Source organism: Paenibacillus sp. FJAT-27812 (assembly GCF_001273905.1).
Taxonomy (GTDB): domain Bacteria; phylum Bacillota; class Bacilli; order Paenibacillales; family Paenibacillaceae; genus Pristimantibacillus.
On the sequence record NZ_LIGH01000001.1, the window covers coordinates 2478020 to 2495928 of the forward strand.

16 protein-coding genes and 1 riboswitch are annotated in these 17909 nt (G+C 49.6%); of the genes, 13 read left to right on the forward strand and 3 right to left on the reverse strand.

The window, feature by feature from the left end:
* Positions 1-5: 5 nt before the first annotated feature.
* Both ADU23_RS10685 and ADU23_RS10690 read left to right on the forward strand, forming a co-directional pair.
* Positions 6-1268 carry a phospholipid carrier-dependent glycosyltransferase gene (locus tag ADU23_RS10685; RefSeq protein WP_053373734.1) on the forward strand — a complete coding sequence of 421 codons (1263 nt, stop codon included), beginning with the start codon at positions 6-8 and terminating at the stop codon, positions 1266-1268.
* A gap of 141 nt (positions 1269-1409) precedes the next feature.
* A complete protein-coding gene (locus ADU23_RS10690) occupies positions 1410-3794 on the forward strand; it encodes an S-layer homology domain-containing protein (RefSeq protein WP_053373735.1) in 2385 nt (794 codons plus the stop codon).
* An 86-nt stretch (positions 3795-3880) separates the two neighbouring features.
* Here the strand turns inward: ADU23_RS10690 and ADU23_RS33170 are convergent, their stop codons facing one another.
* Positions 3881-4024 carry a hypothetical protein gene (locus tag ADU23_RS33170; RefSeq protein WP_176707811.1) on the reverse strand — a complete coding sequence of 48 codons (144 nt, stop codon included), beginning with the start codon at positions 4022-4024 and terminating at the stop codon, positions 3881-3883.
* Between the two features lie 216 nt (positions 4025-4240).
* Between ADU23_RS33170 and ychF the strand changes: the two genes are divergently transcribed.
* The 3 genes from ychF (at position 4241) to prmC (ending at position 7639) form a co-directional block, all read left to right on the forward strand.
* Positions 4241-5341, forward strand: coding sequence for a redox-regulated ATPase YchF (gene ychF / locus ADU23_RS10695; RefSeq protein ID WP_053373736.1), 1101 nt, complete (start codon positions 4241-4243; stop codon positions 5339-5341).
* Positions 5342-5509: 168 nt separating this feature from the next.
* Positions 5510-6580 (forward strand): peptide chain release factor 1, encoded by a 1071-nt coding sequence (prfA, locus tag ADU23_RS10700; protein ID WP_053377571.1) that lies wholly within the window; start codon positions 5510-5512, stop codon positions 6578-6580.
* A gap of 114 nt (positions 6581-6694) precedes the next feature.
* The gene (gene prmC, locus ADU23_RS10705; protein ID WP_053373737.1) at positions 6695-7639 is read left to right on the forward strand and encodes a peptide chain release factor N(5)-glutamine methyltransferase; all 945 of its coding nucleotides are present in this window, start codon (positions 6695-6697) and stop codon (positions 7637-7639) included.
* 139 nt (positions 7640-7778) lie between these two features.
* On the opposite strand, the gene ADU23_RS10710 is transcribed toward prmC, so the two are convergent.
* Together ADU23_RS10710 and ADU23_RS10715 are read right to left on the reverse strand one after the other, a co-directional pair.
* Positions 7779-8216, reverse strand: coding sequence for a carboxymuconolactone decarboxylase family protein (locus tag ADU23_RS10710; protein ID WP_053373738.1), 438 nt, complete (start codon positions 8214-8216; stop codon positions 7779-7781).
* A gap of 157 nt (positions 8217-8373) precedes the next feature.
* Positions 8374-9246 carry an RNA polymerase sigma-70 factor gene (locus ADU23_RS10715; RefSeq protein ID WP_053373739.1) on the reverse strand — a complete coding sequence of 291 codons (873 nt, stop codon included), beginning with the start codon at positions 9244-9246 and terminating at the stop codon, positions 8374-8376.
* A 279-nt stretch (positions 9247-9525) separates the two neighbouring features.
* On the opposite strand from ADU23_RS10715, the gene spoIIR reads away from it, so the two are divergent.
* The 8 genes from spoIIR to ADU23_RS10755 all read left to right on the forward strand — a co-directional run bounded on the left by spoIIR (position 9526) and on the right by ADU23_RS10755 (position 17884).
* Entirely contained in the window at positions 9526-10290 is a 765-nt protein-coding gene (spoIIR, locus tag ADU23_RS10720; protein WP_082311060.1) for a stage II sporulation protein R, read from the forward strand.
* Between the two features lie 124 nt (positions 10291-10414).
* Entirely contained in the window at positions 10415-11476 is a 1062-nt protein-coding gene (locus ADU23_RS10725; RefSeq protein WP_053373740.1) for an L-threonylcarbamoyladenylate synthase, read from the forward strand.
* Positions 11477-11612: 136 nt separating this feature from the next.
* Positions 11613-12173 carry a manganese efflux pump MntP gene (locus ADU23_RS10730; protein WP_053373741.1) on the forward strand — a complete coding sequence of 187 codons (561 nt, stop codon included), beginning with the start codon at positions 11613-11615 and terminating at the stop codon, positions 12171-12173.
* 41 nt (positions 12174-12214) lie between these two features.
* The gene (locus tag ADU23_RS10735) at positions 12215-12793 is read left to right on the forward strand and encodes a low molecular weight protein arginine phosphatase (RefSeq protein WP_053373742.1); all 579 of its coding nucleotides are present in this window, start codon (positions 12215-12217) and stop codon (positions 12791-12793) included.
* Positions 12794-12864: 71 nt separating this feature from the next.
* Positions 12865-12945, forward strand: a riboswitch (ZMP/ZTP riboswitch).
* 98 nt (positions 12946-13043) lie between these two features.
* A complete protein-coding gene (gene rpiB / locus ADU23_RS10740) occupies positions 13044-13502 on the forward strand; it encodes a ribose 5-phosphate isomerase B (protein ID WP_053373743.1) in 459 nt (152 codons plus the stop codon).
* Positions 13503-13518: 16 nt separating this feature from the next.
* Positions 13519-14124, forward strand: coding sequence for a TIGR01440 family protein (locus tag ADU23_RS10745; RefSeq protein WP_053373744.1), 606 nt, complete (start codon positions 13519-13521; stop codon positions 14122-14124).
* A 79-nt stretch (positions 14125-14203) separates the two neighbouring features.
* Positions 14204-15451: a serine hydroxymethyltransferase gene (gene glyA, locus ADU23_RS10750; RefSeq protein ID WP_053373745.1), complete on the forward strand. Its 1248-nt coding sequence runs from the start codon at positions 14204-14206 to the stop codon at positions 15449-15451.
* A gap of 750 nt (positions 15452-16201) precedes the next feature.
* On the forward strand, positions 16202-17884 hold the full coding sequence (locus tag ADU23_RS10755; protein ID WP_053373746.1) for a peptide ABC transporter substrate-binding protein: 1683 nt from the start codon (positions 16202-16204) through the stop codon (positions 17882-17884).
* Positions 17885-17909 lie beyond the last annotated feature (25 nt).

The window sequence follows — 17909 nt, forward strand, 5'->3', positions numbered from 1 at the left end:
CGAACGTGGTTGAATGGATTAGAAAAAACAAAGCATGGACAATAGCGATTGTCCTTATTTTTGTGTTGGCCACTTGGCTTAGAGCTGACTTTCTTACTTCGGTCAAGCATACCGTATCGCATGATACGAAATATTACGATGAGATGGTTCATCGGCTGCTGGACAAAGGCATTTATGCCTATAAGGAAGAGGTTTCTAATGCAAGGGTAACTCCAGGATACCCGTTGTTTATGACCGCTATGTACGTCGTAGCAGATCAAATCGGCGTAGAGCCATTCCCGCTGATCCGGTGGGTGCAGGTGCTCATCAGCTTAGCAACCTTAATTTTGATTTATATGATAGCCATGCAAGCTACGAGAAACAAATGGATTGCCATTATATCGCTGTTTATTTCTGCGATTTACCATCCTTTTATTTGGGCCAACGGCGCCGTTCTTACTGAGACGCTCGCGTTATTTTTTCTAATGGGTTACTTGTCGATGCAGCTTCATGCCTTTCGAACGCAAAGAAAGCGCGATGCAGCTCTCGCTGGCGTGTTATTAGGGATTACGGTACTCGTAAGAGCGGAATTCTTGCCCTTATTTGTTCCGTTGTATGGTGTGTTCTTGCTTCAGCAATGGTTCAGGCCAAGGTCAGAGCAGAAAGTGGCTACAGCCTCTAAGCTTGCCATTTTCAAAAAAGTCGCATTGCTTGGCATCATTACGGGCTTATGCCTCTCGGCGACAATGCTTCCATGGTGGATTCGCAACGTTGTAACGTTAAATGAGTTTGTTATGACAGCATCCCAATCGAATCCGTTCAAAGCCGGTACATATCCAAACAAAGATTATACCGATAAAATCGTTGTGCAAAATGGAATGTCGCAAAATGAATACGCTTGGGCGCGCATTAAAGCAGGCTTCACTCAGCAAACATGGAAATACGTAAAATGGTACACGGTAGGCAAGCTCAAATATACGTATACGCATATGTTCTTTGGCTCTGGGCATTCACCCATATATCATGCTTATCCGCATGTAGCCTACTTGCATATATTGATTGTATACAGTACGATCATTCCGCTGCTTGCCCTTATATGGAGATGGCGTCATCCGGCAGCTATGCTCGCGGTAGTCATCATCATTATGTCGATGATCAGGCTCGTATTTGTACCGGAGTATCGTTATAATTTTACCGTTATGCCGTTGTTTATTATTTTGTCGACTTGGCTGGGCGTTTATATTTTGCAAAAAATAGGGGCGTACTTCTCGCGTAGAAAAACTGCATAACCGCAATTATCGTTTATTAATGAGAGACTGTCGTCAGGTTGCAAGCCTGAGACAGTCTTTTTTTCGTTTTTTGTGCAACTTCCCCTCAGCAGGAAACGTCTAATTTATGAATAAATTGGAAAAGCATTGGAGGGTGAAGCAGTGAAGAGGAATAATCGGAAGAAGCTTGCTGTTATGCTGTCGACGGTGATGCTGATGAGCGTATTGCCTGCTGCGGCATTTGCCGAAAGCGTTAACAAGCCTGTAGGGACGAGTGCAGTTGCGCAAGCAGCGCCTTCGTCGGGAGGAGATAAGATGGGAGAAGCATTTGAGGCTCCGGTGAACGTTGCCATTACGAAGGAGAAGGCAGAGGCGTTGGCTAGGCAGTATGTGAGCATACCGAAGGAGTACGTGCTCCAAGGAGCTAATCTTTCGATGGAAATGCTGGCAGGCGGGAAGCGTAATTCTTGGGGCCTTGATTTCGTGAAGAAAGTAAACGGCAAGCATTTGGGCAGCATTTATGTCCGTATTCATGCGGACAAAGGACAGCTGCTCGAATTTAACTCTTACACCGATAATCCGTCTGCTAAGCCGACATACCCGCTTAAGGTCGAACGTGACGCAGCACAGCAAATCGCGCTCCAATTCATAGATAAGATCGCTTCGGATTATAAAGCACAATTGAAGTACAATCCGGAATACGGAGTTCAGCTTCTGCCGCCATTATCGGGTCAGGTGGTGCATTCGCTCCGCTTTGACCGTGTGGTTCAGGACATTCCGTACGTGGATAACTATATCGAGCTGGAAGTGGATAGCGAAGGTCATATACAGAGGTTTTCGCTGCAATGGGATGATACGATTACTTTCCCGAAGGTCGACGCGAAGCTTACTTTAGAAGAAGCCAACGCTAAGCTTCGAGCAGCTTCTGATCCTAAGCTTGCTTATATCGTGCCTCGCAATATGCAGGGAAAAAGAAAACCCGTGCTCAGCTATGAGCTACAGGCTATATCCATCGATGCGGTTACGGGAGAAATAAAAGGACCGTCAAAGGATGCGTACTTTCGAGCGGGCACCGTTTCTGATACTCCTTTGACAGACAAACCGTTAGGCGAGGAGCCTAAGGCGACAACGGTTACGGAGAAGCAAGCAGCAGATGCGGTGAAAGCGGCTTTTAAGCTGCCGGCAGGGGCGGAGCTGAACGGTTCGAATTACAGTGAAAACAATAACGAGAGCACCGGCAAGCTAGAGGCGTATTGGCATTTGAATTGGTCGATTAAGAAGGACGGCAAGGAGCTTGGCTCCGCATCCGCTTCTGTCGATGGGCGTAACGGCGTTGTCCGTAATTTTTATACGTATACGTACAATGAGCAAGCGCCGTCAGGTAGTCCAAGCGTAACGCTTGAGCAAGCATCGGCACTGGCGACGGATGCAGTGAAAAAACATCTGCCATGGCTGACGGATGAGCTGTATTTGGTAAAGCCTGATCCTAAGCAATATGAGGGACTAAGCGCAAGCGAGAATCGTCAATACTATTTTAATTTTGTGCACAAAATACATGGCGCGGAAGTCGAATTTGACCGCATCAACGTATCCATCGATTCACGTACGGGCGAGATCCTCAATTATGATACGAACCTGTCGGATTTTGAGTACCCTGCTGATGCGCCAGCGTTGATCAAAAAAGAGCAGGCAGTAGCAGAGTGGTTAACTTATTATCGTACGCAGCTTACGTATCGCTTGATTCAGCAATTTTCATGGAACGGCCAGCCGATTCCGATCGAGAAGTATAACCTGATGCTCGCTTCGGGTGAAATAAAGGGCAACGAGGTGGAGACGGCTACGGAAGCCGAGCTCGTCTACCGATTAGTGCCGAGATTGATGGATGAGCAAGTATTTCTTGACGCAGAGACGGGCAGCTGGCGCAACCGGGATACCGGCGAAGCGACGCAGCTCGAGAAGCCGAAGGCACAGGACATCGAGGGGCATTTTGCGCAGCGTCAGCTGGAGCTGATGGTTGCTTATAAAGCGCTCGACGTAAAAGATGGCCAAGTGCGTCCAAATGAGCTGGTTACGCGCGGAGAGCTGATCAAGATGCTGGTGCTGGCCAGAAATAGCGGGCGGTTGCCGAGCATGCTTTCTTCAGCCGATAGCGCAGGAGCTAAAGCCTCATTTAATGATGTTGCTTACGGCTCTAACTATTTCTTGTATGTAGAATCTGCTTTGGAGCAAAATCTAATTGATGTGGGCGACGGGTCCTTCAATCCAGGGGGCAAAGTATCCCGTGATGAGATGGCAGAGCTGATTGTGCGTGCGCTTGGCTATAACGCGCTTGCGAATTATGATCATATTTTTAAAGCGACATTTAAGGATGCCACGCAAATCGAGAACAAAGGGCAGGCGGCAATCGTCGTTGGTCTCAAAATCATGAGCCTCTCTGACGGCAAGTTTTTGCCTAAGAAGCAGGTGACGCGAGGCGAGGCATCGGTTGCGTTCTTCCGCTATCTGCAATCGCGCGCCGAGCTGCAGGAAGCGCCGATCCGTATGTAGCCATTTCATAAGGAATAAAAACAGCCTGAATACAGCCGGCGATGAGCGGGCGGTATTCAGGCTGTTTGATAGTTGAAGGACGATAGCTAATCCGTTTTCTTCTTTTTGGAAGTGAAATTGGATGTGGACTTCGTATCCTCGATCGTATCGTTGACGAATGCCATATCCTGATTTTTTGCCTTCATATTCGTCGTTCCTTTGTAATTGCCTTTGTGCGTCTGATTTTCCATGGGCTCACCTCCTTCGGATGTGCTTATTGGCAGCTTGCTCCGTACGAGTAAGTTTACATTTGCGGATACATAGCTTGTGTACACAATCCATCATTTATTCGCTTTAAAGGCTGATTAAAGTGGCTGACGGAAGCCGTTGGCACTTTCAATGTAGGGGACGCTGGGGTATAATAGCTGGAGTTGTTTACTTTCGGGAAAATAGGGGTGTCTTATAGCATGGCATTGAAAGCTGGAATCGTAGGCTTGCCGAACGTCGGCAAATCGACTTTATTTAACGCAATTACACAAGCAGGGGCAGAATCTGCCAACTATCCTTTTTGTACAATAGATCCTAACGTTGGTGTTGTTGAGGTGCCGGATGAGCGTTTGAACAAGCTGGTTGAGCTTGTCGTTCCGAAGAGCATTGTGCCAACGGCATTCGAATTTGTTGATATCGCTGGCCTAGTAGCCGGCGCGAGCAAGGGCGAAGGACTTGGCAACAAGTTTTTGGCGCATATCCGCGAGGTTGATGCGATCGTTCACGTGGTTCGCTGCTTCCAAGATGACAACATAACGCATGTATCCGGTAAAGTGGATCCGATCAGCGACATTCAGACCATTAACCTGGAGCTGATTTTGGCGGATATCGATTCCGTTGATAAGAAGATCGAGCGTTCCCGCAAAAACCTAAAAGGCGGCGACAAGAAGGTTGCCCAAGAAATTGAAGTGCTTGAGCGCATCAAGGAAGCATTGTACAACGACATGCCTGCGCGCAGCGTAGAGCTTAGCGACGATGAGAAGCTGCTCGTTCGCGATCTGCATTTGCTGACGATGAAAACGGTATTGTACGCTGCGAACGTAAGCGAGGATGAGGTTTCAAACTCAGACGGCAACGAGTATGTTCAGCGCGTTCGTGATTTCGCGGCTGCGGAAGGCGCGGAAGTTGTGCCGATCAGCGCGAAGGTAGAGGCGGAAATTGCCGAGCTTGAAGGCGAGGACAAGGAAATGTTCCTTGAGGAGCTTGGCATGTCAGAATCCGGCTTGAACCGTTTGATCAGCGCGGCTTATAAATTGCTTGGGCTATACACGTATTTCACGGCAGGCGTGCAAGAGGTTCGTGCATGGACGATTCGCAAAGGAACGAAAGCGCCGCAAGCGGCTGGCGTCATTCATACCGATTTCGAGCGTGGATTCATTCGTGCCGAAGTTGTATCCTTTACGGACCTTGCAGCGGCTGGCTCCATGGTAGCGGCCCGCGAGAAGGGCCAAGTTCGCCTTGAGGGCAAGGAATATGTCGTGCGCGACGGCGACGTTATCCATTTCCGTTTTAACGTGTAAAACAATTGGCAATAATAAGGCCCTGTGAGTGCTGCACTGCGCTCGCGGGGCTTTATTTCGAATTTGGGCGCAGTTTACTGGTCGCAATTCCAAACCAGCAGTCGATACAATGCCGTTGATATGGTATAATGAACATTATCCTAATGGAATAAACAGAGGTGAATGATCGTGTTTGACCGTTTACAAGCACTCGCAGACCGGTATGAGAAGCTGAGCGAGCTTTTGTGTGATCCAGATGTATCCAGTGATCCCAAGCGGCTTAGAGAGCTTTCCAAGGAGCAGTCGGATTTACAAGAGGCTTATGATGCCTTTACGGAATATAAACAAGTTACCGAGCAGCTTGACGATGCCAAGCTGATGCAGGCAGAGAAGCTCGATGACGAAATGCGTGAAATGGTAAAGATGGAAATTGACGAATTAAGCAAGCGCCAAGCTGAGCTTGATGAGAAAATTCGCATCGTACTATTGCCGAAGGACCCGAATGACGACAAGAACGTTATCGTAGAAATTCGCGGCGCTGCCGGCGGCGATGAAGCAGCTTTGTTCGCATATGAGCTGTATCGCATGTATACGAAGTTTGCCGATACGCAAGGCTGGAGAGTGGAGCTGATGGATTTCAGCGAGAACGATCTGGGCGGCTTCAAAGAGGTTATCTTCATGGTTACGGGCAAAGGCGCGTACAGCAAGCTCAAGTTCGAGAGCGGCGCGCACCGCGTGCAGCGTATTCCGGTAACGGAATCAGGCGGACGCATTCATACCTCGACTTCGACGGTAGCCGTAATGCCGGAGGTTGAAGATGTTGAGGTTGAGATTTTAGACAAGGATATTCGCGTCGATACGTTCTGCTCCAGCGGAGCAGGCGGTCAATCGGTTAATACGACGAAATCCGCGGTTCGCGTATTGCATGTTCCGACAGGCATCATGGCGACTTGCCAAGATGGCAAATCGCAAAATGAAAACAAAGCGAAGGCGCTAGCCGTGCTTCGCGCACGTATCTCGGATGTTCGTCGCCAAGAGGAAGAAGCGAAATATGCTGGCGAGCGGAAGAGCAAGGTTGGAACGGGAGATCGCAGCGAACGTATTCGCACGTACAACTTCCCGCAAAGCCGTGTAACGGATCACCGCATCGGACTTACGCTGCATAAGCTTGATTCCGTCATGAACGGTGATTTGACGGAAGTCATTTCGTCGCTTACGATTGCGGAGCAAGCTGATCTAATGGAACGTGAAATGGCTTAAACCATAATGCGCTGGGTTGTCGGATGCTTGCGATAAGCATCCGGCGGCCCGGCGTTTTATTAGGTTATGGGCAGCTCTTGGAGCTGAAGAAAGAGCATGGAAGGAGTGATCAACATGAATAGTGGTCAATGGTTTACGCTGCCGCTATCGATTCGCGAAGCAAGCATGCGAGCCGCCTCACTCTTGAAGGAAGAGGCGGTAGAGGAGCCGCGCAACAATGCGGAGCTGCTGCTCATGCATTTGCTCGATATCGACCGGGCTGCGCTGCTTCGCGACGGAGGGGATCCTTTCCCGCCCAATAAGCTTGCCGATTGGGAGCAGCTCGTGCGCCGGAAGGCTCTGGGTGAGCCTGTTCAATACATGATTGGCGAGCAGTGGTTCTACGGCCGCCCTTTTGCCGTATCGCCGGCGGTACTCATTCCCCGCCCCGAGACGGAGCTGCTCGTTGAGGCCGTACTGGAAGCGGCCGATCTAATCTGGCCGCAGGCAGCGGGCGAAGGGCAGGCGCCGACGGTCGTTGACGTCGGTACAGGCAGCGGCGCCATCGCCGTCACGCTAGCTTCGCAGCGTCCCGCGTGGCGCGTGAGCGCGTCCGACCTGTCGCCGGACGCGCTGGCAGTCGCCCGCGCGAACGCGGCCCGCCATGAAGCGGCGGACCGGATGGCGTTCGTGCAGGGCGACCTGCTCATGCCCTTCATACCCGGGCATGAGCAGGGTGAACCCCCGCACGAGCGGCTGCGCATCGACGTGCTAGTCTCGAATCCGCCGTACATCCCTGCGGCGGATATGCCAGGCCTGCAGCGCGAGGTGCGCGACTATGAGCCGCATCTCGCGCTGGAAGGCGGGGCGGACGGCTTAGACCCGTACCGCCGCATGCTGGAACAGCTTCCGCTGCTCGTACAGATGCCTCGCATCGTCGCCTTCGAGCTCGGCATGGGCCAGCCTCGCATCGTCGCAGACATGATGCGCAGCATGGGCGCATGGGATGATATCCGCATCATTAACGACTATGCCGGTATTGAGCGGCATGTCATTGCCATTCAGTCGCAGCCACGCTGAGTGAATATTGTTTTTATCTGACTCGTTATGCCGCGCCTGATAGGGCGAAATAAAAAGGATGCAGCCGAAAATTGGATTTTCGGCCGCATCCTTTTTTAAAATTCCGCCTCGCATGACAACTCACGCTGCAGAAACTCTCTTACTCCGGCATCATATTCGTACTAATCGCAATACGGTTCCAAGCGTTAATCGTAACGATGGCCATAATAATCTCCGCTACCTGCGTGCTGTCGAAATAGTTCGCAACCTCATCGTACACCGCATCGGGCACATGCTCCTTCGTAATAACGGTAACCGACTCGGTCAAGGCAAGCACGGCACGCTCTGCAGGCGTGAAGTAAGGCGTATCGCGCCAAGCGCTCAAAGCATAGATCCGCTGCTCGGTTTCGCCAAGCTCTCTTGCGTCCTTGGTATGCATATTGATGCAGTATGCGCAGCCGTTTATTTGCGATGCGCGAATTTTTATCAATTCCTTCAGCTGTTTACCGATGCTGGCAGTGCCCAAATATTTTTCCAATCCGAGCATCGCTTGGTATGCGGCAGGGGCTTCTTTCATAATTACGGTTCTTTCGGTCATGTTCTTCATTCTCCTCTATCATCCGATTGGTTAGCCTTTGTGAGGCTGAATGCGTTTCTTCGTCATCTAAGACAAAGCAGCCGCTCCGGTTGTGACAGAAGATGAAAAAAAGTTTTTTCGGGTGAGCGCAAGTGTGCCTAGATGTAAGCGGATGTGCTTAATCCAGCCGAACATGCTGCAGTTTGTCGGGATTCAGCATGACGTATATGCGCTCAACCTTTTGCTCGGACTCGTCTAGCCGGAAGCTGATGACGCTTCTAGGTTTGCCGTCTTTTATGATAATGATGCCGAATTGTCCGTTAACGATCGCAAACTTATGGCTGTCGCCTAGAAAAGTTTTAGGAATAACGCCCTGCAAAAACGCAATAACGCGATCTCTGCTAATAATGGCGAATATCGCCGCACGGACTTTTCCTCCGCCATCGGAAACAAGCACAGCCTCTTCCGTCAAAAGCGAGATCAGCTTGTCGAAATTGCCGGTCGCTGCCGCCTCTATAAACGTGATGGCGAGCGGCTGGGCTTTTTCCGAGTTTACCGGCAGCAGGTTCCGTTCCTTTTGCAGCTTTTCTTTCGCGCGGCTGTAGATCTTCCGGCAGTTGGCCTCCGATTTCTGCAAGCAAGCTGCGATTTCCTCGTAATCGTATTGCAGCGATTCCCTTAGAATGAATACGGCCCGCTCGACAGCGGAGAGCTGCTCAAGCATAACGAGCAGCGCATAGGACACCGATTCATGAAGGTCATACAGCTCGGCCGGGTCCTGCTTAATCGTCGTGACATCAGGCTCAGGGAGCCACTGCCCGGTATAAACCTCCCTGCGCTTGCGCGCGGATTGATTCAGATTCAAGCTGCGGTTCGTAACCATTCGAACCAAGTAGGCTTTTTCATTGCTTATGTCGCTTGCGTCCAGCCGGCTGTAATCCGCAAATACGTCCTGAACCATATCCTCGGCCTCGCTGAAGGAGCCAAGCATGCGGTAGGCAATCGAATGAAGCAGCGGCCGATAGGTGGTGTAGGCAGTTTCAAAATTCATGGGCAACCATCCTTATCTGCATGAAGAATCGAGGCGCATCAACGATGCTGCCTTCGTTTGTATGTTTATTGACACCATTATAGCTTGCCAACCGACGGGTGTGAAAAGCTAAAGTTTTTATCGTCTAGCTTTTTTCCCGCTCTAGTCACTCTCGGAACCGAATTAAAAAAGATAGATTGCTAGGTTTATATTTTCCGGTAGGCGGACATAATGACGGATAGATACGTTCCGGAACGCAAGCAGACGCACTGACGGGTGCGACGAGAGGAGCTTGTGTGTATGTCCAGCCATTTTTCCATTCATTCTTATTCCAATGTTTCGAAGTCCACTCCTTCTTATTCGGTGCGCGCCCAAAAATCCGCTTATCGCAGATCATATGGTTTTATTGTTTTTGCCATTATTATTTTAATTATGAGCTGGGAAGCCCAGAAGATGGATGCAGCGGTTGCTGGCGGCGAAATTCCGCAGGAAGCGATTCGTTTACGTATATTAGCCAACTCCGATAATCCCGCGGACCAAGTCGTGAAGCGCGTTGTCCGGGATGAGATCGTTAAAGCGATGAACGGCTGGGTTACGGGCCCTCAGACGATTGAGGAAGCACGTCAGACGATTATCGCCAATATGCCTGAAATTGAACGGATTACAGCAAAGGTATTAAAGAGCCGCGGCTTTGAATATGGTTCCGCCGCCGAGCTTGGCATGGTTCCTTTCCCTACAAAAATGTACGGCAATCAGGTTTATCCAGCCGGTGACTATGAAGCGCTTCGCATTACGCTTGGCGAAGGCAAAGGTCAAAATTGGTGGTGCGTGCTGTTCCCGCCGCTTTGCTTCATTGATGCTGCAACTGGCGAGGCTTCGGCTGCGCCAGCCGAGGAGACGGCAAAGGCAGCAGCGGAGAAGGCGGATGCTGCTCCAGAGAAGGCGGCCGCGCTGCAAGCAGCGGCGGCAGATGCGCCTGCTGCAGGAGAAGCGCCGGAAGCGAAGTTTTTTCTCTGGGAGATGATCAAATCGCTTATCGATTGGATCAAATCATTGTTTGCATAAGAAGCGGCAGTTCCTTCTGATTTTGCGGGGAGGAGCTGCCGTTTCTGCTCGTTTTGGAGCGCTTATGCTATAATAATGGATGAATGGACAATTTAATTTTAGCGGCAAGGATTGAAGGATAAAGATGACGACAACTAATATATGGCGTGTAAAAAAGGCTGATGACAATCGGCTGCGCGAAGAGCTCGCACAGGCCGCATGTCAGCTGAAAGACGGCGGCGTAATTGCTTTTCCGACGGAGACGGTGTATGGACTTGGCGCGGATGCGCGAAACACAGCAGCCGTAGAGCGAATATTTACCGCAAAGGGGCGTCCTTCGGACAATCCCCTTATCGTTCATATCGCTCAGCGCGAGCAATTGAATGAGCTGGTGCTGCCATATCCGCAGCTGGCTGCGGATCTTATGGACCATTTTTGGCCGGGGCCGCTTACGATTGTGCTGCCTGTCCGTCCGGGCGTGCTTTCCCCGCTAGTGACGGCTGGCTTATCAACCGTGGGCATCCGGATGCCGGACCACCCTACGGCGCTTGCTCTGCTTGTGCAGGCGGGCTGCCCGGTTGCCGCGCCAAGCGCCAATCGATCCGGCAGGCCAAGCCCGACGCTTGCCGAGCATGTGCTGGAGGATCTAGATGGACGTATCGATGGTGTAGTTGACGACGGGCCGACGGGCGTTGGCTTGGAATCGACGGTGATAGAGCTGGTCGGCGACAAGGACATTCGGATATTGCGTCCAGGAGGCATAACGCTTGAAGCGCTGCAGCAGGCGGCGCCGGCTGCTGAAATCGACAGCGGCATAACAGAGGAGCCAGAGACGGCGCCTCGTTCCCCCGGCATGAAATATACGCATTATGCGCCGCAAGGGGAGCTGGAGCTTGTACAAGGCGATTCTGAAGCTGTCGTCGCGTACATTCAGGCGCAAGTGACAGCTGCGCGAGCGCGCGGCGAGATTACGGGCGTGCTCGCCTTTGAAGAACGTCTTGGCCGCTATGAGTCGGATACTGTGCTTTCATTGGGAAGCGAGTTAGAGCTTGATGCAGCAGCGCATCTGCTATACGCAGCCTTGCGTGAGTTTGACGGCGCAGGCGCGCAGCGCATATGGGCGGAGTGCTGCAGCATTCATGGCATTGGCGCAGCCTTGATGAACCGGCTGGCTAAGGCGGCGGGTAACCGAATTATTTTCGTATAGGCAGCTACAAGAAAAGCTTGGGTTTCACGTTATTTCCAGTCATTGAAAATTTAGCTTGGCACAGCAAATAGTATGTTTGTCCTCATGCCCGCATATGTTTGGTAAAGAATACAGGCGGACATGGGGGAGATTGACTGTGGTCGAAGCACATTTGCATGCCGGACAGCTGTTGACGCTGCTCATTATAGCGTTGGCGCTCGGTTTAGACGCGTTTTCACTTGGACTTGGCATTGGGCTGAAAGGTATTCGGCTGCTGGATATTTTAAAGCTCGGCATTGTGATTGCTCTGTTTCATGTTATAATGCCGCTTGCGGGCATATATACCGGGCAGTATGTAGGCGGCTTGCTTGGAGATGTGGCAACGACTGCAGCCGGTATTTTGCTAGTTCTGCTAGGCGGTCATATGGTTTATAGCTCGCTGCGCGGAGACGCGGTGCAGTCCTTTGACCATCGGTCCCTATGGGGCTTGCTGGTGCTTTCGCTAAGCGTCAGCATTGATTCCTTCTCCGTTGGCATCACGCTTGGCATGTTTGCAGCTAATTTGTGGACGACCATTCTGCTGATTGGTTTTTTTGGCGGGCTGATGTCGGTGCTGGGCTTAATGCTTGGGCGCAAAGTAAGCAACAATCTTGGTGAATATGGCGAAGCCATAGGCGGGGCCATTTTGCTCGTCTTTGGCATCTTGTTTATTTTTTGATGGACAGACACTTAGATTCGGGTAGAAAAGGAGTTGGCAGTGTGAAGCGTATTTTATTTGTTTGTACCGGCAATACATGCCGCTCGCCGATGGCGGAGGCTATGCTTCGCCGGATGGCTGCTCTGAGAAACATTACGGTTGCTGTACGTTCTGCGGGCATATCTACGATTGATGGGCTTCCGGTTTCGGCACATGCGGTAGAGACGCTTAGACAACGCGACATCGATCACAAAAGCACGTCGCTTGCGCTGACGAGCGAAGCGGTCGGCTGGGCGGATATAATTTTGACGATGACGGCAAACCATAAGCGCGGGCTTTTGCAATGGCATCCGGAGGCGATCGACAAAACCTATACGCTCAAAGAATACGCCAATCAGGACGCGCGCGTACTGGCTGATATCGAAGAGCTGGAGCGTCTATATTCAGAACTTCATATGAAGCAGGCGCTGGGGCAGCAGTTGACCTCCGCTGAGAGAAGCCGGCTGCTTGAGCTGGAGCGCCGTATACCAAGCTTCGACATCGTTGATCCATTCGGCGGCTCGTTGTCGGTTTACAGCACCAGCGCGAATGAAATTGAGGACGCGCTCGTGAAGCTGCTGGACAAGCTTTCGAAGAGGTAATTCCGCAATTGCCCAATGCGATATAGATTGATTTTTCACGAAGGTTCGGCTATTATAAAAGGACAATATACGGTTTCCGATGTAACTGGCGACGGAAGTGGGTAACCACGGTGGAGCATCGGAATATACGGCCGGTCGCCTGGGCAAAGAGCAGCATGCTATTCAGCATGTCTTGCTCTTTTTTCGTCTTTTTTTGCAAAAATAGGTATACTAGCACTGTGATGTATCATTTCGAAGGAGGTCTTTTGCGTTGAAAATTGCTATTGGTGCCGATCATGCAGGTTATCGTTTGAAGGATGAGGTCGTTCCTTTTCTTCAATCGCTCGGTCATGAAATTGAAGATGTTGGCTGCAGCTGCGACCAATCGGTTGATTATCCGGACTATGCATTGCCTGTATGCGACCTTGTTACGAGCGGCAAAGCAGAGCGCGGTATCTTGATTTGCGGGACAGGAATCGGCATGTCGATTGCTGCCAACAAAGTGCGGGGCATCCGCTGCGCGCTAGTAAATGATATGTTCTCGGCGAAAGCCACTCGCGAGCATAACGATACGAATGTATTGGCGCTTGGGGAGCGAGTTATCGGCCCTGGGATTGCGCTGGAGATTGTTCGGATCTGGCTTGAAACGCCGTTCTCAAACGGCGAGCGCCATGTTGGCCGGGTTAATAAAGTCAAGCAAATTGAAGAGCAATATATTAGCCAGTCCTAATTAGGGGGCCATCGCAATGAGTGAAAACATCCAATTACAGCCAGGAGTCATTGCAGAGCAAGTAGAGACGATTGTTCGAGAGCTGGTGTCCGCTGGCGGAATCGGTATGAGTCAGTTGCTTGTCATTGGTGTAAGTACAAGTGAAGTGCTTGGGCATCGCATCGGTACAGCAGGGACAACGGAGACGGCTGAGCAGATCTATGCAGGCGTGGAAGCTGTCCGCAGGGATATTGGTTTCATTCCGGCGTATCAATGCTGCGAGCATCTGAATCGCGCGCTCGTTATCGAGCAAGCTGCCGCTGAGCGTTATGGATTAGACATTGTAGGTGCGGTACCTGTGCCAAAAGCAGGCGGGTCGATGGCGGCATACGCCTATCGTCAGCTCGAGTCACCTTGTTTAGTAGAAGCTGTGCAAGCGCACGCGGGCGTCGATATCGGAGATACGTTCATCGGCATGCATTTGAAGAGAGTGGCCGTACCGGTTCGTCCGACGATTCGCCGCATTGGCGAGGCGCATGTGACGATGGCCGTTACAAGGCCGAAGCTTATAGGCGGTTCCCGTGCGGTATATGAGCTGGAGACGAATATAACGGCTGATCAAGCTGCTGGAACATGCGATTAGGTTACATTTTTGAGCCATAATGAGTTGATTTTTAACCATTTTAAAATACAGGCTATCTAACTTGAGGAGGAATACTGAAATGGAAAATTTACGCAAGCAAGATCCTGAGGTTCTAAAAGCGCTAGGCCTAGAGCTTGGCCGTCAACGCGACAATATCGAGCTTATCGCATCCGAGAACATCGTTAGCGAAGCGGTGCTCGAAGCAATGGGAAGCGTCCTGACTAACAAATATGCAGAAGGTTACCCGAGCAAGCGTTTCTACGGCGGCTGTGAGCATGTTGACATCGTTGAGGACATCGCTCGCAACCGTGCAAAAGAACTGTTTGGCGCTGAGCATGCGAACGTACAGCCACACTCCGGCGCACAAGCGAACATGGCTGTTTACCTAGCGGCTTTGCAGCCTGGCGACACGGTTCTTGGTATGAACCTGGCGCATGGCGGTCACTTGACGCACGGCAGCCCGGTTAACGCATCCGGCTTGCTTTACAATTTCGTTGCATACGGCGTGCAAGAGGATTCCTTCACAATCGATTACGAAGAAGTGCGCAAGCTAGCTTTCAAACACCGTCCGCGCATGCTCGTAGCTGGCGCAAGTGCTTACCCGCGCACCATCGATTTCGAAAAGCTTGGCCAAATTGCTAACGACGTAGGCGCATTGTTCATGGTAGATATGGCGCATATCGCTGGTTTGGTAGCAGCAGGCTTGCACCCGAGCCCAGTGCCGCATGCACATTTCGTAACGACAACAACTCACAAAACGCTTCGTGGTCCTCGCGGCGGTATGATCCTTTGCCGTAAGCCATGGGCAGCGGCAATCGATAAAGCGGTATTCCCAGGCTCGCAAGGCGGCCCGTTAATGCATATTATTGCTGCTAAAGCAGTTGCTTTCGGCGAAGCGCTTCAACCGGAATTTAAACAATACGCGACACAAGTCGTAAAAAATGCAAAAGTTCTTTCCGAAGAGCTAGTCGCAAAAGGCTTCAACATCGTATCCGGCGGTACGGATAACCACTTGATGCTGCTCGACACGCGCAGCCTGAACATCACGGGCAAAGCAGCTGAGCATGTGCTTGATGAAGTAGGCATTACGGTAAACAAAAACGCAATTCCATTTGATCCAACTAGCCCATTCGTCACATCCGGTATCCGTATCGGCACACCGGCAGCTACGGCTCGCGGCATGGATGAGAAAGCAATGAAAGTGATTGCTGAGGTAATTGCACTTGTCCTTAACAGCCCGCAAGATGAAGAAGTGCTTGCCAAAGCTCGCGGATTGGTTCGTGATCTTACTGCGCAGTACCCACTTTATCCAGGTATGACTTACTAATTTTAATCTCCTTTTTTAAAAGCAAGACCTATTTGGCATCCAGGTGCCGAATAGGTCTTTTTTTTGTCTTTGTCTTCTTGCAGCTAATTGTCCAGTATAAAATGTTGGCACTGGAAGAAAGATAATGAGACAATTTCGACATAAGATTCGTCCTTTTTTTAGTAAAATTATTGAATGAATTTGCTTAAAAATCGAGTTGATAATAGCGAGTGACAATTATGTGAAGTCATGAATTGTTAACAATTGCACAGGTTTTTGTAAGTCAATTGCAGTTAAAATCGTGAAAGAGCGAAAAACATGCTCTTAAAATGGTAATTAAAAGGATAAGAACAATATTTTGTATTTCCATAAATTATCACTTTTTTATTGATAATTTATGTTGATTTGCTTCAAAGCGTTAAAGTAGCAGAATATTAGACTGAATAAACGCTGTAAAGCATTAAAGCAACAAAATAATTAGCTGAATAAACGCGTCAAAGTGCTAAAGTCTGTAGTATAAAAGTCATTTCATACATAAATTTACACCTGACATTTTGTTGATAAATAATTAACATGGATGTATAGTGAAAAATATTAGTAAACTATAATCTCTATGTTTGAAGGGGAAGGGTGCATAAACTGCAACTCAGGGGGATACATGCTTTTGCATCGTACAAGCTGTAAGGCAATGCAAACGTTTGTATGTAACGCGAGTGAGGTGGTCGATTCTGCCCACGATGAACACGGAAGAAAAAACACGGGAGGATTACAATGAGAACAAGAAAGTCTGCTTTATCCTTTATTGCTGCTTTACTCATTCTTGCTATTGTCGCAGTAGGTTGTACGCCGAAACAAGAGACAGGCAACAACGGTGCTACAAATGGAGAAACATCCGGTGCTACTAATGGCGGATCATCCGAAGGGAAAGTATTCAGAATGAACATTCACTCTGAGCCTTCAACTCTTGACCCGGCACTAATGGAAGACAACGTATCAGGTACACTCGCAACTGGTATTTACGAAGGTTTGACTCGTAAAAACGAGAATGGTGAATCCATTCCTGCAACTGCTGAAAGCTGGGAAAAATCAGAAGACGGCAAAACGTACACTTTCAAAATCCGTAAAGACGCAAAATGGAGTAACGGCGACCCTGTTACTGCAAATGACTACGAATTCTCTTGGAAACGTGCGCTTGATCCTGCTGTAGGTTCAACTTACGCTTACCAATTCTACTACATCGTTGGAGCACAAGATTATAACGAAGGCAAAACGACAAACACTGATGCTGTAGGCATCAAAGCGCTTGATGCTCAAACGCTTGAAGTTAAGCTCGTTTCACCTACTCCGTACTTCTTGAGCCTTACTTCTTTCTATGTTTACAACCCTGTTCACCAATCCGTGAAAGACAACGAAGCTTGGGCTGCTGATGCGAAAACAATCATCGGTAACGGTCCTTTCAAAATGAGCGAATGGCAGCACAATACGTCCATTAAGCTTGTTCCTAACGAAAACTACTACGATAAAGCTCAAGTGAAATTTACTGGCGTTGACTTTACAATGATCGCCGAGTCTGCAACTGAGCTTGCTAACTATGAGACAGACAAACTTGATTACACTGGTAAACCAACTGGTGAAATTCCAGCTGAACAAATTCCGGTTCTGAAAGAATCGAAAAAAGACGAGATCGTTACAAAAGGTATCGCAAGCTCGTACTACTACCAATTCAACACAGAAGAAGTTCCTTTCAACAACGTGAAAGTTCGTAAAGCACTCGCAATGGCGATCGACCGTCAAGCAATCGTTGAGAGCGTAACGATGGCCGGCGAAGTTCCTTCGTTTGGTTTTGTACCACCAGGCATCATCGGTTTGAAAGAAGATTACCGTAACGAAGTGAAGGATGATTACTTCACTGAGAATGTTGACGAAGCGAAAAAATTGCTTGCTGAAGGTCTAGCTGAGCTTAAGCTTGCTAAGTTCCCTAAAGTAACATTGACGTTCAACACAAGCGACGGCCACAAGAAAATTGCTGAAGCGATCGTTGAAATGTGGCGTCAAAACCTTGGTATCGAAGTTGGTATCGAGAACCAAGAGTTTGCCGTTCTTCTGAAAAACCGTACTGCAATGAACTACCAAATCGCTCGCGCAGGTTGGGGAGCTGACTACAACGATCCAATGACTTACTTGGATATGTTCGTAACTGGCGGCGGTCAAAACAACACTGGCTTTGCTTCTCCTGAATATGACGCTTTGATCAAAAAAGCGAATGCAAGCGGAGATCAAGCTGAACGTATTGCGGCTATGACTGAGGCAGAAAAAATTCTTATGGAATATATGCCGATCATGCCGATCTACTACTACAGCAACGTTTACATGCTTAAACCTGGATTCAAGAACATCTTCTTGGACTACAAAGGGGACATCGACTACACAAGAGGTTACTACCAAGCGAATTAGTCATCCTTCGAGCATCTGAAGGCAG

Excerpts from the sequence above, each read along its gene's own strand:
- ADU23_RS33170 (WP_176707811.1), bottom strand. The coding sequence starts at position 4,024 with ATGGAAAATCAGACGCACAAAGGCAATTACAAAGGAACGACGAATATG.
- ychF (WP_053373736.1), top strand. The coding sequence starts at position 4,241 with ATGGCATTGAAAGCTGGAATCGTAGGCTTGCCGAACGTCGGCAAATCG.
- prmC (WP_053373737.1), top strand. The coding sequence starts at position 6,695 with ATGAATAGTGGTCAATGGTTTACGCTGCCGCTATCGATTCGCGAAGCA.
- ADU23_RS10710 (WP_053373738.1), bottom strand. The coding sequence starts at position 8,216 with ATGACCGAAAGAACCGTAATTATGAAAGAAGCCCCTGCCGCATACCAA.
- ADU23_RS10715 (WP_053373739.1), bottom strand. The coding sequence starts at position 9,246 with ATGAATTTTGAAACTGCCTACACCACCTATCGGCCGCTGCTTCATTCG.
- spoIIR (WP_082311060.1), top strand. The coding sequence starts at position 9,526 with ATGTCCAGCCATTTTTCCATTCATTCTTATTCCAATGTTTCGAAGTCC.
- ADU23_RS10725 (WP_053373740.1), top strand. The coding sequence starts at position 10,415 with ATGACGACAACTAATATATGGCGTGTAAAAAAGGCTGATGACAATCGG.
- ADU23_RS10745 (WP_053373744.1), top strand. The coding sequence starts at position 13,519 with ATGAGTGAAAACATCCAATTACAGCCAGGAGTCATTGCAGAGCAAGTA.
- glyA (WP_053373745.1), top strand. The coding sequence starts at position 14,204 with ATGGAAAATTTACGCAAGCAAGATCCTGAGGTTCTAAAAGCGCTAGGC.
- ADU23_RS10755 (WP_053373746.1), top strand. The coding sequence starts at position 16,202 with ATGAGAACAAGAAAGTCTGCTTTATCCTTTATTGCTGCTTTACTCATT.